The sequence below is a fragment of the Asaia sp. BMEF1 genome, from assembly GCF_051628905.1.
Lineage (GTDB): Bacteria > Pseudomonadota > Alphaproteobacteria > Acetobacterales > Acetobacteraceae > Asaia.
On sequence record NZ_CP157575.1, the window covers coordinates 2,153,718 to 2,167,999 of the forward strand.

The following is a 14,282-nucleotide window of genomic DNA, read 5'->3' on the forward strand; positions in this document are numbered from 1 at the left end:
GATGCCTTTCGCCCTGGGAGGGGGCAGCACGCCCCGCATCATCCGTCTCTGGCCGGTTGGGCTTGTGGGGCGTGTCAGTGTCGTGCTGCTGGCGGCGGTCGTTCTTGTCTTTGTGGCCAGTGCCTTCTTCTATGAAGAGGCTGAAACTTACATTGATGACGACAGCCGCATCACCCAACTTGCAGAAGAGCTGAGCACCGATCTCAGGGTGCTGCGCACAACACCGATCAGCCAGCGCGGATTGTTGGGGGCGCTCCTCTCGGATAACGGGATCAGCGTTGCCTGGCGATCGGCCAATCAGCCTTTCGAACTCGATCAGCCACACCGGCTGCGCCATGTCGAAGACAGTCTGATTTCTAATGATCGCGATTTGGCGCGGGCGGATATCCGTGTTTGGGCAGATCGCGCCGACTCATCCAGTATTCACGGTACGTTACAGCTCGCGGACGGAAGCCGTCTCGTCTTTAACGTGCCTGGTATTCTGAAGCATCGTCATATGACTGGTGGACTGGCGTCTGCGGCGATCACCGCAATCGCTGTCGCGATTGCCGCTGCCATGATTGTCCGTTCGCTCAGCACGCCGCTGCGCGCTCTGGCGCAGGTAGCTGACAGTATTGCCAAATCCGACGACATGCAGTGGACCATGGTCGATGAGCGAGGCCCGCGCGAAGTGCGTGGTCTCGCAAACGCGATCAACAAGATGCAGCATCGAATCCGTCGCCTGATCAACGACCGCACCGAAATACTGGCGGCGGTCTCTCACGATCTGCGCACGCCCCTGGCACGCTTGCGCCTGCGCGCCGGGTTTATGGATGACGAAGAGACCCAGGCGGCGATCGAGGCCGATATCGACGAGATGGAAGCCATGGTCACGGGCGTTCTGGCTTATCTGGCAGGCGATCTCGACCCGGAGCCGATCAAGCAGGTCGATCTCGTGGCCATTCTCAACACCTTGCTCGATTCACAGAGCGATCGGGGCAGGGAGACGAGCTATACCGGTCCCGATCGATGCCAGGCCTGGGTGCGGCCTCTTGCCATAAAGCGCGTCTTTGCCAATCTGATTGATAATGCCTGCAATTATGGCGGCGATGCGCATGTCACCCTCGAGACTGCTGGTCAGGCGGCTCTGATCTCCGTGATCGATGACGGCCCCGGCATTCCCGAAGCCGAGCTGGAGAAAGTGCTCTCCGCTTTTTACCGTGTCGAAGGGTCGCGCTCGCGCGCGACCGGCGGTATGGGGCTCGGTCTTGCCATTGTCACCCGAGAAGTGGGGCGCGCCAGGGGCAAGGTCGATCTGCATAATGTGCCGGGTCGAGGACTCTGCGTTCAGATTACCTTGCCACTTGGAGCAGCAAAGGTCTGAATTCGGGATAAGGGACTTGCGTAGTCGCGATTGATGGCACATCTCACAGCCATAACTGCGAATTGAGAGTCGTGATGTTCATCGAGACTGAGGATACACCCAACCCCGCCACTCTGAAGTTCCTGCCCGGTCGCGCCGTGACCGGCCATCGTGGAACGGCCGATTTCGCCGAAGCGAAAGCGGCGGAGGGGCGTTCTCCCCTGGCGATGACGCTGTTCGACGTTGACGGTGTCTGCGGCGTTTTCCTCGGTTCTGACTTCATCTCCGTTACCAAGACCGACGAGTTCAGCTGGAACACGCTCAAGCCGCTTCTTCTCGCTGCCATTACGAGCCATTTCGACTCGGGGGCCCCTAGCCTCGAAACTGCGGCCGAGACCCAGGAAGAAGCAATCGCGCCGGAAGATGAGGCGGTTGTCGCCCAGATCCGCGAATTGCTCGATACACGCGTCCGGCCTGCCGTTGCGGGAGATGGCGGTGATATCGTATTCAGGGGCTACCGTGACGGCGTCGTGCGCCTGACGATGCAGGGTGCCTGCGCGGGCTGCCCTTCTTCGCGTGCGACACTCAAGCACGGTGTGGAAAACATGCTGCGCCACTACGTTCCTGAAGTGGTTGCGGTCGAGCAGGTTGAGGATTGAAGACGTGAGTGAGAACCATCCAGAGACCTTTTCGACGGCCCCCCTGGATGAGACTTCACTCGATCAGCTCTTCCGCCATGCGCGGTCGCCGCGTGGCTGGTCCAATATGTCGGTAGAGCGCGAGACCCTCGTCGCGCTCTACGACCTACTCAAGCTTGGGCCGACTTCGGGCAACACCTGCCCGGCACGTTTCGTTTTCCTGACCTCGGATGACATGAAAGAGCGGCTTAGACCTGCTCTTTCTGCTGGCAATATCGATCTCTGCCTCAAGGCGCCTGTCGTCGCACTGGTGTGCCACGATCCGTTGTTTTTCGAACATCTTCCGCGACTGAGCCGGGAGGCCGATCTGCGCAACTGGTTTGCCGCCGATGTAGGCCTCTCGGAAGAGACGGCCTTCCGCAACGGCTCCCTTCAGGGCGGGTATCTGATTCTGGCAGCGCGTGCTCTTGGCTTGTCTGTAGCGCCGTTTTCAGGTTTCGACTCCTACGCCGTGGAAGAGATCTTCCTCGCCGATACGGGCTGGCGGATCAATTTTATCGCTGGGCTGGGCTATCCCGATGCACGGACGCTGCCCGAACGCGCGATGCGTCTGGGTTTCGATGAGAGCTGCCTCGTCCTTTGATGGCGGCTGACGGTCCAACACGTAGTCTGGTGCTCAATGGCGCCACTCTGGGCGCCGGGTCGCGCGGAGACGTGGCGGCTTTTCTGGGCAGTGAGTGCGTCGCTCATGAGCGTTTGGAGGGGGTGGGAGCGACAGCATCGCTCGCCTCAACCTGTCAGGTGCTGTTTCGCGCACTTGGCTGGCAGCAGGGACCTCATCGCATCATAGCCGTTACCGGGCCGGGATCTTTTACCGGGCTGCGGGCCAGCCTCGCGCTTGCCGACGGCCTGGCTTTCGGTTGCGGTGCCACCCTGCACGGGGTGACGACCGGACAGTGCTTCAGGGCGCATTCTGCGTGGGGAGAAAGCATCTGCGTGACACAGGCGCGGCGGAACAGGATCTTTGCGGAGCTTCTGGATGGCACATTCTGGGCCGGCGCCCCGGCCGAGCTTGAGCTGCCAGCGGGTAGTCGCGTGATCGGCAACGGGGTTTCCTTGCTTCAAGACACAGGCCTCGTGCGTATCGATGAGACACAGCCTGATATTGGCCTGATTTTCGATGCCGGTTCGCGCATGGCTGCCAGCGGTCCCTTGCAGCCCCTGTATATCGACGCGCCGGAAGCCAAACCGCCTGCGCAGGGGCTGCGGCCTGCGCCGCTGCCGTGACAGATCGACCGGTCTGCATTCTCGCGGGGCCCTCTCATGCATCTCTGCTTGCCGCTCTGCATGCCGACTGCTTTGACGAAAGCGAGCGATGGGGGGAGGGGGCATTCTCGGGTCTATTCGCGACCCCCGGCATAGTGGCTTGGATTGTTCTCGAAGGAGAGAGTCCGGCCGGGTTGCTCATGCTAAGGCAGGGCGCGGATGAAGCCGAAATACTGACTCTGGGTGTTCGTCCTCAGTATCGACGGAAAAACCTGGCCTCGCGCCTGCTCGAAACGGGCTGCGCAACGCTTGAGACGCGTGGTGTGACGACCCTTTTTCTCGAGGTTTCAGTCAGGAACGATGCGGCAGTTGCACTTTATCTGAAGCTGGGCTTTGCCTTGTGCGGTCGCAGGAAGGCGTATTATCCTGACGGGAGTGACGCCTCAGTTCTGAGCTATGATTTGACGAGCGTCACGCGGTAATCGACAGTCGCACTCTCGTCGAGAGGCTGACAATCGCTCTGTTGGCCAAGTGTTCCGAGAAGAATTTCTACATTCCGTCGCGTTTCTTCGCCGCGCAACATAATTTCCAGAACTTCGCCACGGCTGCTTTTGTCCAGCGCAAGTCTGACGTGAACCGTCGTCATAGGGCAGATCTTGTCTCGGATATCGATTGTTTTTAGCTTCATAATATTTAAACTTTACGAATAGTTTCTGTATTTTCTTGAACTCATTTTATTAATCAGTATATTTTCCCTCGAATATGTTCTTTGGGGAGAATTCACATGTCCGATGAGCCGGATAACTTGACCCTTCAAAAGCTTACTACCCAGATTATTTCTGCATATGTGACCCATAACGAGATTGCAGGTCAGGATCTACCGAACCTCATCCGAACCGTACATCAGACGCTCTCGAATGTTGCGCATACCAAGCCCGAAACCGTCAAGCCAACCCCGGCAGTTCCGCCCAAGAAATCGGTCTTCCCCGATTACATCATCTGCCTGGAAGACGGCAAAAAGCTGAAGTTGCTGCGTCGTCATCTTCAGACGGTTTATGACATGACACCACAGCAATACCGCGAGCGCTGGGATCTGCCGCCTGAATATCCGATGGTGGCGCCCAATTATGCCAGCCATCGGTCGAATCTTGCCCGCAAGATCGGCCTCGGCCACAGACGGTGAGAAAGCCGCCCTTTGTCCGCTACTTAACGTTGGCAAAGGGCCAGTTTTTCGGCTACGCCCTATTTCATGGTATCTGAAGCGAAAGCTGACGCAAAGCGAAGCGGGCGGGCTCAGGATGAGTCGCGCATCGGTCAATTATGCATCGAACGTGGCCTGAAAATGACAGGGCAGCGTCGCGTCATCGCGCGCGTCCTGTCCGAGGCTGAAGATCATCCCGATGTCGAGGAGCTGTATCGCCGTGCGTCACAGCTCGATAGCCGCATCTCGATTGCCACGGTCTACCGTACGGTCAGGCTGCTCGAAGAGAAGGGCATCCTCGAGCGGCGTGATTTCGGCGGCGGTCGTGCACGTTACGAGGCCAGTGAGCCGGGCCACCAGCATCATTATCATCTTATCGATGTCGATACCGGTCATGTCGTGGAATTTGAGGATGAGGAGCACGCAGCCCTGATGGAGACGCTGGCGCGTCGCCTTGGCTTCGATCTGGTTTCTCATCGTCTCGAACTTTTTGGGCGCCGTCTGCCGCAGAAGGCGGGCGAGCCGACAGGTCAGGACGGATGAACGCCAAACCTTCGCATGCCGAGATGTTTCGCCTTCTGGTGACAGATGGCGAGAGCACAGGGGCGTCCAGCCAGTCTCTCTCCACACTCGATCTTGCGCGGGATGCTTTCCCTGAACTGCGCGGCGGACAGCTGGGTGTCAGGATCGCCACGACCGATGCCGAACGTGAAGCCGCACAAGCGCTGCGCTATCGTGTTTTTTTTGAAGAGATGGGCGCGCGCGCCGATGGGCGCACCGCACGGTTAAAACGCGATATCGACGATTTCGACGAGGTGGCCGACCATCTTCTCGTCATCGACCACGCTGTCTCTTCCGGTGCAGAAGGCGTTGTGGGCACATATCGCCTGCTGACGAGCGACAAGGCGGCGCTTCTGGGGCGCTATTACACATCCAGCGAATACGATATTTCTCCGCTGACCGAGTTTCCCGGTCGTCTGCTTGAGGTGGGGCGCTCCTGTGTCGACCAGCGTTATCGTGGCCGCTCGGCCATGCAGCTGCTCTGGCGGGGCATTGCGTCCTACATCTTCCTGCATCGGATCGACGTGTTGTTCGGCTGCGCCAGCTTGCCCGGTATCAACCCGGAGACCATGGCGGATGAGTTGACTTACCTCTACCATAACCATCTGGCGCCTCCGGCTCTGCGCATTCGTGCCCTGCCTGATCGTTATGTCGATATGCAGCGCAGCGACCCGCATCTGCTCGATCATCGCAAATGCCTTTCCAGACTGCCGCCCCTGATCAAGGGCTATTTACGTCTTGGTGGATTTATCGGCGACGGCGCCGTGGTGGATGAGCAATTCAATACGACGGATGTTGCTGTGCTCGTAAAAAGCGAGCTTCTGGCGGATAAATACTACCGTCACTATGAGCGCCGTTTAAGGGACGCTCTCGAATAAACCAGGAGAACACAGTGACTTTCCGGCTCTGGAATTCTCCCTTCCCGCCGAGCCGGCTTCCATTTTCCACTGGGAAGATGATTCTGGCTGACCTTCTCGTCGGGGCATTTGCAGCCCTGGCGTTACCCCCCCTCTTTTTTCTGCCAGCGCTGGCACTGGGGCTTCTCTACCTTTATCGCTGCACCCAGGATGCCTCGAGCACGCGCCAACTGGCGCTGCATGCCTTTTTCTTCGGGCTTGGCTACCACACCCTAGCTCTTTCCTGGCTGACCAACGCCATTCTGACTCGCGCCCACGAGTTCTGGTGGGCAGTGCCCATTGCGGCGCCCGGATGTGCTTTGATTCTTGCGCCGCTCGTCGTCGTGCCGGTTCTGCTTTGTCGTCTGGCGCCCGAGGGGCTCTCTAGAATGGTCTTGCTGGCCGCACTCTGGACGCTGGCCGATATGGCCCGCGTTTTTATTTTCACAGGATTTCCCTGGAACCCGACTGGCAGTGTTTTCGAGCTGCCCGGGTTGGTGGGCGATATTCTGATTCAGCCCGCAGCGTTCATCGGTATCGACGGCCTGACTTTTTTTGCCGTTCTCGCCGGTCTTCTGGTTTGGCACGGTCACAAGGCTCGTGTCTTTCTGGTCGGTTTTTTTGCCGTCTGGATCGGAGCTGGCTGGTATCGGCTTGCTCATCCCAGTCTGTTGCCGGTTACCAATCCGGTAGTGGCTTTGCTTCAAGGCAATCTGCAAGAGCGCGATATCCTCTCCCGTTCCGGGGCGCTGAATGCTTTCAGGCTCTATCTGCGCCTGACGAGCGAGGGGGTGGCTAAGGCGCGCGGTATCGCCGCAGATCGCAGTATCGTCTATCTCTGGCCGGAGTCGGGCTTTCCAGGTCTGCTGGATGAGGACGAGGCCGCGCGTCGCCTCATCGCTCAGGCGGGTGATGGTGCCTGGGGTATGATCGGCTCCGACAGACGCGATGCCGAAAACCGGTTTTACAATAGTATCATGGCGCTGGACGAAAGCGGTCAGATTCAGGCTGTGTACGACAAGGCAACGCTCGTCCCCTTCGGCGAATACCAGCCCCGCCATATCCCGTTCAACCTGCTGCCCGACCAGCTGACGCCTGGAAAGGGACTCGCAACCTGGTCTCTCCCGGCACTGGGCGCAGTCGGCCCGATGGTCTGCTACGAGATTATTTTTTCAGGGCACGTGATTGGGGCGACCCGTCCGAACTGGCTGGCCAATGTGACCAATGATGCCTGGTTTGGAAATAGCGCTGGCCCGCGACAGCATCTTGCGACGGCCAGAATGCGTGCTGTGGAAGAAGGTCTACCTGTCGCGCAGGCGGCGAACATGGGCATCACGGCTGCTTTTGATGGCTCTGGACACGAACTGGGTCGATTGCCCTGGGGGCAGCCAGATAGTCTCGTCATTGCCTTGCCCTCGCCTCAACTACCAACCATTTTTTCTCGTTACGGAAGGAGCCTGCCAATAATTCTATGTGCATTTGGGGTTGTTCTGGCTGTTTTCCTTGGGCGCCATCGAAAATAGATAATAAAACGTTAACTCACTGCGATTGGCGCTTGTGATTAACCCCAATATGAGTCCTTATGCATGAGTAATACCACGAAAAGCGCTTCGGCTGCTGGCCCGATAGACGCCCTTGTGGGAGCGCGCATTCGGTTGCGCCGGACTTTACTGGGAATGTCTCAGGAAAAGCTTGGCGTTGCGCTTGGACTGACATTCCAGCAGGTGCAGAAATACGAGAGGGGAGCGAACAAGGTCGGTGCCAGTAGACTTTATGAGATGTCTCGTGTGCTGAACGTTCCTATCGGGTTCTTTTTCGACGATCTGACTGGAAACAATGAGTCTGGGCAGTGCGCGACCCTCACATCTGGTTTTTCCGAGGTTCCGCCTAGCTTCAGCAGCAAGGCCGGCCACGCGGTGCATGATTCTTCACAACCGAGAAACGACGGGGCCGACTTTATCCTCGATGAGGCCTCAATCGAACTTCTACGCGCGTTTCAACGCATCTCCGACGAGCGTGTCAGGCGCCAACTTGTCAATTTAGTGAAAAGCATGGGGGCTTCAAAATAGATCGATCGAAACGGTACGATCCAGAATCCCATCTGGCGCCATCTTCACTCCCGGCGCAAAACCTGATCGGTTAGAAAAGACGCCAGTTTGCCCGCCACAAAATCCTGTTTGAGCTGAACCTCATCATATTCATGCTCAACCCAATGCAGAAAAGGAACGCGTCCCTCTGCCTGGCTTTGATAGCGTAGCACGAACGCGTCCAGAATGCCGGTGCGGGCCCGATTGAAATGGCCGAAGCGCCAGTGAAGCTGCTTCAGAGCCTCCGCCGCGCTGCCCCCTTCGAACAATATGACCAGTGCCGAAGCCAGACCGGCTCGATCGGCACCGGATTTGCAATGCATTAGCATCGGCATGTCGATGGAGCGATAGAGATTCGCAAAACGCAGGATGCGGTCGCGATGCGGGGCTCCGCGGCTTTCAAAGGCCATGTCTACATGGGCAAGGCCGAGTGACTGTGCGGCGTTGCGCGAGAGGGCGTCGGAGCCGCAGCGACGATGACCGCGCAGATTGACCAGCGTGTGCAGCCCCAGGCGGCGCTTCAGTCGTGCGAGCCGTGCCGGTGTTGGGTGGTTGCAGCGATAGACTTTTCCCGGCACCACAGTCGCCAGATTGGTCCAAGGCAGGCGAAAGATCGCATGATCGACAAACAGACTGTCGATCCACGCCTTGCGGCGGCCACGGGGTGAGGCAAGCGATCCATCGAACACGAAAAACTCTCCTTGAGACAACTCGCCCTGCCTGCCGCAGCGGCGCCCATCCGTCAATTGCCGTGCATGAGCGAGATTGATACAACTCGTCTCATGCGTGCCTTTTCGCTTCTCTTCTTGATGACGGTTCTTACCGGCTGCGCGGCAGAGACGTTTGGCCCGCCCAGGCCCGATCTGGCCGTCAACGGGCCGCCCGGCCATCCGCCGGGGCGCCCTCCCCAACACGACCGCATGGCGCGTGCCTATGCCTCTCTCCCCATCGCCATTCCGGGAATGGACGGGCAGTTCGGGCCACCTACGCTGCCCGGTCTCGCGACGGAGACGGTCACCAGCGAGGTCAAGCCGCAATATGCTGTGCCTGACACCGAAGTTTCCTACGGCAAGAAGGATGCGGGACATGAGTGAGTTCGTTACGGCGCAATACGACCCGCGTGCGCGCGATTACGTGCAAAGCGCCGTTCATGCTGCGGGTGCGGATCTCGATTATATGGCCGCTCTTGTGAAAAGCGCCGGGGCAGATGTCGTTCTCGATCTCGGTTGCGGTGGGGGGCATGTCAGCTACGCTGTGGCGTCTTCTGTTGATCGGGTTGTGGCGTGTGACCCGACCGCGAGCATGGCGCGCGCTGTTCAGGAGGAGGCACATAGGCGTGGTCTGGATCAGGTAAGTCCGGCTTGCGGTTTTGCCGAGAGCCTGCCTTTTGCCGACGCCTCTTTTGACGCGGTCCTGAGTCGCTTCAGCGCGCATCACTGGGCCGATCTCGAAGCCGGACTAGTCGAGTGGCGACGGGTGTTGCGTCACGGCGGGCTGGGAGTTTTGATCGATACGGTCGCCCCGGAAAATGCGATGGCCGATTCCGTATTGCAGACGATCGAAACGCTTCGCGATCCGTCTCATATGCGCAATTACAAGGTCTCGGAGTGGCGCCGCCTGCTTGCCGCCGCGGGGTTCGAAATCGAGGCGGTCACCGAAATGCGGTTGAGGCTCGATTTTGCATCATGGGTGGGGCGTACGAAAACGCCAGTCCTTCATCAGCAGGCCATTCTCTCTTTGCAGCGTGCGACCAGCCCGGCGGTCAGGGAGATGCTGGAAATTGACGAAGACGGCAGTTTCACACTGGACACAGCCCTCTTCGTCCTGCGCTGATCCGTTTTCGGGGCAGCCCTGCGAACCCGCCTGTCAGTCTGAAATATGGCGGGCTTCTTCGGGCAGCATCACCGGAATGCCGTCGCGCACGGGGTAGGCCAGCCCGGCGCCCTTGCTGATAAGTTCCTGCGCATCGCGGTCATAAACCAGTGCCTCTTTGGTAACCGGGCAGACGAGCATGGAGAGAAGGCGGGGGTCGAGATCCTGAGCCATGAAATGAGTCCTGAATGGTTGTGAGGCCGCCCTTGTGAGGCGCCGGGTCGTTAGATGCGGCGCCCCGCTCTGAGGGTAAGACCTTTGTGTGATAGAGCCCAGCGATGCTCAGGAAAAGAGCAGCGCAGAGAGCTTGCGGCGGGCCGGTAGCGTTGCCGGGTCGCTGTTCCCCCAGGCTTCGAAGAAGCGCAGCAATTCGGTCTTGGCCGCTCCTTCATTCCAGTCACGTTCCTGGCGCAGGATCGACAATAGCGTATCGGCGGCTTCGGCCTTGTCACCCGCGCCGTTCAGCGCGCCGGCAAGACGAAAACGCAGAGCGAGATCGTCGGGCGCAGCAGCGCATTCGGCGCGCAACCCATCCAGTGCCGAAGCAGCCTGGCGACTTTCCTTATGAAGTGCCAGAGCCGAGCGGGCGCCGGAGATGGCGGGGTGCTCGGCCAGTTTGGGCGGCACCTGACTTAGGGCCTCCTCGGCGCCTTCATCGTCATCCAGAGCGATGAGCGCACGAATCATGCCCCCCCAGCCTTCGGGATTTTCAGGCTCTATCTCCAGCAGAGACGCGTAGAGACTGGCCGCTTCAGCCGCCTGATTTTCCTGCAATGCCGCGTTGGCGGCGGCAAGAAGATCGGCGCTGGGCATGGTGGCGCCACTCGCCTTCAGAACCTGCTCGATAAAGCGGCGCACTTCGCTTTCAGGCTGAGCGCCCTGCATGATGTCGAGAATCTGCCCCTTATAGAAAGCAGCAACCAGCGGGATCGACTGGATGGGCAGGCCGATCTGTCCGAGCTGTGCGGCCAGTGCGGCATTGGCCTCGACATCGACTTTGACCAGCTTCACCCTGCCACCGGCGGCTGTGACGGCGCGTTCGAGAATGGGCGTGAGCTGTTTGCACGGGCCGCACCAGGGCGCCCAGAAATCGACCAGCACCGGAAGCTGACGGCTGGCTTCAAGCACTTCCGGCATGAAACTGCGCTGGTCGGCATCGACGATCATGGCGCCAGCATTCTGTGGCGCGCCCGACGCACCCTGCGGTTGGGGAGGGTTCTGCCCGATGATGTAATCCATGGAATCTCTCTGTTTCAGGGCAGCGCCGGTTAAGGGCGCCGCCGTCCGATAAGCTTGGCTACAAGATTGTTCTGAAGCCCCCAGGAAGCAAGCCCGGTAGGCTAAGCCTCGGGAAAAGTGAAAAAAAACGTCTTTTTCGAAAAAACCCCCTTGCGTCCTGTCGCGTCAGGCAATATTAACCCGTCCAACGGAACGCGGGCGTAGCTCAGGGGTAGAGCACAACCTTGCCAAGGTTGGGGTCGTGGGTTCGAATCCCATCGCCCGCTCCAGACAAAACTTGTAATTGTCTGGAGCGGCGCTTCCGAAATCAAACTGAAAACTTAATATTACACGACAGATTCAATCGAATACTTTCTCACTTTCGCGTGAGGGTATTGCTGTAGAATCCTTGCCTGTTAATGAACCTGTCTCCCGGTGCAGAAAATTCCGCCAAGAGGAAGGTTGCGTTCAGAAAATAAGAAATTAAACCGATGCTAAGAAACAAAAGAACAGCACGGCCAGATTTTGAGACAAAAATTTTCTTTTCCAGAAATTAGTCGTCCAGTCCTTCGTGGATTGCCTCGCTTATTCGTGATCGCGTCTGCATTTTGTATGACGATTTCAGCGCGTGCATCCGATGACGAGCCTCAACCTAAACATGAGCAATGGTATACTGGCTCGCTCATTTCGCCGTCCGGTCCGCAATTCAAGGCAGGGGTGCTCGGTATAGAGCCTTATGTCACCTATAATCAGGCTGTCGATTATCTGGGCGCTAACGGATCCAGTGCGCCTATGGATGGCGGTCAGAGAACCATCAGCAATTCGACAATGGTCAAATATGGTCTGACTGACCACATCAGTATCCAGATTTTCCCGGCTATCAGCTATCGCTGGAAGAAGCATGACGGCAATTCCAGCAGTCTGAAATTCGGCGATATGCCGGTCGATTTCCTCTGGCGTTTCGTCGACCCTGATCCGAAGCGTTATATCCCGGTCATGAGTCTTTTTGTCGGTATGCTCATGCCGACAGGCGACTACTCGCAGCTTGGCCGCAGTCAGGATGGTGTGGGTAATGGCGCCTACGTGTTTCGCACGGCGCTGGTAGAACAATCGACTTATGAGCTGCCCCATGACTATACGCTGCGTCTGCGCATGTGGGGCACGTTCCGTCGTGCAGTCAGTTCGGCTCAGCTTGTGGACATGACCAGCTATGGCACGACCAAGGGATTCGTCGGGCGAGGGCGTCCGGGGATGAACGGGCAGACGGGTTTTTCGCTCGAATTCGGTTTCAATCAGCGGCTTGTGCTGGCGGTCGACATGGTGCGTGACTGGTCCAACGGCTCGCGTGTCTGGGGCGCCTATCGTGACGGGCGCCGGATAGACCGTGTTGGCGCGGCTTCAGGCGACTGGATGGTGGCCCCGGCGCTCGAATATAGCTGGTCGCCGCGCTTTGGTGTGATTGCGGGCGCGTCGACGTTTTTCGCGGGCCATAATACGAATCTGACCGTTGCGCCACAGATTGCCGTCAACATGATGTTCTGAGTGCGCCTGCGCCCGTTTTACCCGTCTTCCGGGCTTGCCTTGGGAATAGGAGCGCGTCACGCTTCCTTCCATTCGAGCTTTTGAGGAAAACGGCATCATGACGGCTGAAGGCCAGTCTCGCACCCTGCATCGTCAGCTCGGGCCGTTCGGTCTGCTGATGATGGGTATCGGCAGCGTGGTCGGCGCCGGAATCTATGTTTTACCCGGAATTGCTGCGGCCCATTATGCTGGCCCTGCCGTTTCGCTCTCTTTTGTCCTCGCTGCGATAAGCTGTGGCTTTATCGGTCTATGCTATGCCGAGCTTGCTTCGGCCCTGCCCGATGCCATGGGAGGCGCCTATGGCTATGCGCGCGCGATACTGGGCGTCGGTCCGGCATGGTGGGTCGCCTGGATGCTGGTGCTTGAATATGCGCTGGCAGGATCGGCCGTCTCTGTCGGTCTGACCGGCTATCTTTCCGGCCTCCTGGCCTCCTGCGGCATTACCTTGCCTGAGGTTGCGACGAGTTCGACGGTGATCTGGCGTGAGGGCGGGTTTCATCTTGCGGGTCAGATCAATGCGGTCTCGCTCGGTCTTGTTCTCATGCTCGGGTTAATTCTCTCACAAGGTATCCGTCAGGCAAGCCGCGCCAATGGCGCTTTCGTTCTGCTCAAACTGGCCGTTCTGATCGTCTTCGTCTCGGTGGGGTGGAGCCATGTAAGGCCCGTGCTCTGGCATCCTTTCCTGCCTGACTCGGAAGGCGGGTTTCATTTCGGTCTGGCCGGTCTGCTTCGTGCGGTTGCGGTGGTGTCTTTTGCCTATCTTGGTTTCGACTCGATCTCGATTGCGGCTTCCGAGGCCCGCAATCCTGGGCGCGACGTGCCTTTCGGGCTGATCGGAGCGTTGGCGATCAGTGCCGTGCTCTATGTCATGGTTTCGCTGGTCATGACCGGCCTGGTGCCGTTTCGTGCCCTCGACGTCGCAAGCCCCGTCGCTCTTGCAGTGCAGGCCCTGGCGATGCCTTCTCTGGGGTTCGTACTGCAGTTCGGCTCGGTGATCGGCCTCGGTTCCGTTCTTTTTGTCAGCCTTTATGGCCAGTCTAGGCTTTGCCATATTCTGGCCCATGACCGGTTGATCAGTGAGCGATTCAGCCTCGTCGACCCCAGAAGCGGCGCGCCTGTGCTGGCCATAGCGCTGACGACGGTGCTCACGGCCTTGACGGCGGCGTTATTGCCCATCGCGCTGCTGGCCGATCTGGTCAGTATCGGCACCATGATCGGGTTTCTGGTGATTGCGGTCGCTGTCATGAAGCTGCGTGGAGACGAGACCCGCATTCCGGCGCGTTTTCGCGTACCGCTACCCGGCTTGCGTATCGGATCGCTCTGGATCGGAATCGTGCCGGTGCTGGCGATTGCAACCTGTCTTGTCAATCTGACGACCGTATTGAGCGATCTTGTCGCACAAAGCCTGAAAGGCGACTGGATCCCTCTCGGATTCCTGGCGTTATACTGCGTCGCAGGCTGGGTGCTGGGACGTAAAACCGCCAAGGCGTTCCAGAAAGCGCAATGAAGCGAGGGGAAAGTGGTGCCGACACTCGGAATTGAACCGAGGACCTACTGATTACGAATCAGTTGCTCTACCCCTGAGCTATGTCGGCGTCCTTGGCGCGGTGCTATAGCCGA

At 58.7% G+C, this 14,282-nt stretch carries 18 protein-coding genes and 2 tRNA genes; 15 read left to right on the forward strand and 5 right to left on the reverse strand.

The annotated features are described in order from the left end of the window. Position 1: 1 nt before the first annotated feature. The 5 genes from ABHV46_RS09410 to ABHV46_RS09430 all read left to right on the forward strand — a co-directional run bounded on the left by ABHV46_RS09410 (position 2) and on the right by ABHV46_RS09430 (position 3,728). On the forward strand, positions 2 to 1,363 hold the full coding sequence (locus ABHV46_RS09410; RefSeq protein ID WP_438381249.1) for an ATP-binding protein: 1,362 nt from the start codon (positions 2 to 4) through the stop codon (positions 1,361 to 1,363). A 74-nt stretch (positions 1,364 to 1,437) separates the two neighbouring features. Beyond that, complete coding sequence (locus tag ABHV46_RS09415) at positions 1,438 to 2,001, forward strand: NifU family protein (protein ID WP_336945751.1); 564 nt, start codon at positions 1,438 to 1,440, stop codon at positions 1,999 to 2,001. A gap of 43 nt (positions 2,002 to 2,044) precedes the next feature. Continuing rightward, positions 2,045 to 2,623: a malonic semialdehyde reductase gene (locus tag ABHV46_RS09420; RefSeq protein WP_438384336.1), complete on the forward strand. Its 579-nt coding sequence runs from the start codon at positions 2,045 to 2,047 to the stop codon at positions 2,621 to 2,623. Continuing rightward, entirely contained in the window at positions 2,623 to 3,267 is a 645-nt protein-coding gene (locus tag ABHV46_RS09425) for a tRNA threonylcarbamoyladenosine biosynthesis protein TsaB (protein WP_438381250.1), read from the forward strand. The genes ABHV46_RS09420 and ABHV46_RS09425 overlap by 1 nt, the downstream gene beginning before the upstream one ends. A 134-nt stretch (positions 3,268 to 3,401) precedes the next feature. Next, positions 3,402 to 3,728: a GNAT family N-acetyltransferase gene (locus ABHV46_RS09430; protein WP_438381251.1), complete on the forward strand. Its 327-nt coding sequence runs from the start codon at positions 3,402 to 3,404 to the stop codon at positions 3,726 to 3,728. Here ABHV46_RS09430 and ABHV46_RS09435 read toward each other — a convergent pair. Further along, positions 3,701 to 3,892 carry a hypothetical protein gene (locus ABHV46_RS09435; RefSeq protein ID WP_438381252.1) on the reverse strand — a complete coding sequence of 64 codons (192 nt, stop codon included), beginning with the start codon at positions 3,890 to 3,892 and terminating at the stop codon, positions 3,701 to 3,703. The genes ABHV46_RS09430 and ABHV46_RS09435 overlap by 28 nt on opposite strands. Positions 3,893 to 4,030: 138 nt before the next feature. Here ABHV46_RS09435 and ABHV46_RS09440 point away from each other — a divergent pair, with 138 nt between their 5' ends. From ABHV46_RS09440 to ABHV46_RS09460, 5 genes are all read left to right on the forward strand, one after another. Continuing rightward, complete coding sequence (locus ABHV46_RS09440) at positions 4,031 to 4,429, forward strand: MucR family transcriptional regulator (protein WP_438381253.1); 399 nt, start codon at positions 4,031 to 4,033, stop codon at positions 4,427 to 4,429. 66 nt (positions 4,430 to 4,495) lie between these two features. Continuing rightward, positions 4,496 to 4,990 (forward strand): Fur family transcriptional regulator, encoded by a 495-nt coding sequence (locus ABHV46_RS09445; protein ID WP_336945757.1) that lies wholly within the window; start codon positions 4,496 to 4,498, stop codon positions 4,988 to 4,990. Positions 4,991 to 5,013: 23 nt separating this feature from the next. Then, on the forward strand, positions 5,014 to 5,886 hold the full coding sequence (locus ABHV46_RS09450; protein WP_438384338.1) for a GNAT family N-acetyltransferase: 873 nt from the start codon (positions 5,014 to 5,016) through the stop codon (positions 5,884 to 5,886). Positions 5,887 to 5,963: 77 nt separating this feature from the next. Further along, positions 5,964 to 7,427, forward strand: coding sequence for an apolipoprotein N-acyltransferase (gene lnt / locus ABHV46_RS09455; protein WP_438381254.1), 1,464 nt, complete (start codon positions 5,964 to 5,966; stop codon positions 7,425 to 7,427). A gap of 63 nt (positions 7,428 to 7,490) precedes the next feature. Continuing rightward, positions 7,491 to 7,973 (forward strand): helix-turn-helix domain-containing protein, encoded by a 483-nt coding sequence (locus ABHV46_RS09460; protein ID WP_336945759.1) that lies wholly within the window; start codon positions 7,491 to 7,493, stop codon positions 7,971 to 7,973. 44 nt (positions 7,974 to 8,017) lie between these two features. On the opposite strand, the gene ABHV46_RS09465 is transcribed toward ABHV46_RS09460, so the two are convergent. Further along, the gene (locus ABHV46_RS09465) at positions 8,018 to 8,680 is read right to left on the reverse strand and encodes a tyrosine-protein phosphatase (protein ID WP_438381255.1); all 663 of its coding nucleotides are present in this window, start codon (positions 8,678 to 8,680) and stop codon (positions 8,018 to 8,020) included. Positions 8,681 to 8,773: 93 nt separating this feature from the next. On the opposite strand from ABHV46_RS09465, the gene ABHV46_RS09470 reads away from it, so the two are divergent. Both ABHV46_RS09470 and ABHV46_RS09475 read left to right on the forward strand, forming a co-directional pair. Further along, positions 8,774 to 9,085 carry a hypothetical protein gene (locus ABHV46_RS09470; RefSeq protein ID WP_438381256.1) on the forward strand — a complete coding sequence of 104 codons (312 nt, stop codon included), beginning with the start codon at positions 8,774 to 8,776 and terminating at the stop codon, positions 9,083 to 9,085. Further along, positions 9,078 to 9,824, forward strand: coding sequence for a class I SAM-dependent methyltransferase (locus tag ABHV46_RS09475; protein ID WP_438381257.1), 747 nt, complete (start codon positions 9,078 to 9,080; stop codon positions 9,822 to 9,824). Before ABHV46_RS09470 ends, ABHV46_RS09475 begins: the two co-directional genes overlap by 8 nt. Before the next feature lie 33 nt (positions 9,825 to 9,857). On the opposite strand, the gene ABHV46_RS09480 is transcribed toward ABHV46_RS09475, so the two are convergent. Both ABHV46_RS09480 and ABHV46_RS09485 read right to left on the reverse strand, forming a co-directional pair. Beyond that, entirely contained in the window at positions 9,858 to 10,037 is a 180-nt protein-coding gene (locus ABHV46_RS09480; RefSeq protein ID WP_188425828.1) for a Trm112 family protein, read from the reverse strand. A gap of 108 nt (positions 10,038 to 10,145) precedes the next feature. Continuing rightward, positions 10,146 to 11,102 (reverse strand): tetratricopeptide repeat protein, encoded by a 957-nt coding sequence (locus ABHV46_RS09485; protein WP_438381258.1) that lies wholly within the window; start codon positions 11,100 to 11,102, stop codon positions 10,146 to 10,148. A 194-nt stretch (positions 11,103 to 11,296) separates the two neighbouring features. Here ABHV46_RS09485 and ABHV46_RS09490 point away from each other — a divergent pair. From ABHV46_RS09490 to ABHV46_RS09500, 3 genes are all read left to right on the forward strand, one after another. After that, positions 11,297 to 11,371, forward strand: a tRNA-Gly gene (locus ABHV46_RS09490). A gap of 322 nt (positions 11,372 to 11,693) precedes the next feature. Then, positions 11,694 to 12,623, forward strand: a complete 930-nt coding sequence (locus tag ABHV46_RS09495; RefSeq protein ID WP_336945764.1) for a hypothetical protein — start codon at positions 11,694 to 11,696, stop codon at positions 12,621 to 12,623. Positions 12,624 to 12,720: 97 nt separating this feature from the next. Next, positions 12,721 to 14,169, forward strand: coding sequence for an APC family permease (locus tag ABHV46_RS09500; protein WP_438381259.1), 1,449 nt, complete (start codon positions 12,721 to 12,723; stop codon positions 14,167 to 14,169). A gap of 13 nt (positions 14,170 to 14,182) precedes the next feature. Here the strand turns inward: ABHV46_RS09500 and ABHV46_RS09505 are convergent. Then, positions 14,183 to 14,257 (reverse strand) — tRNA-Thr (locus ABHV46_RS09505). Positions 14,258 to 14,282 lie beyond the last annotated feature (25 nt).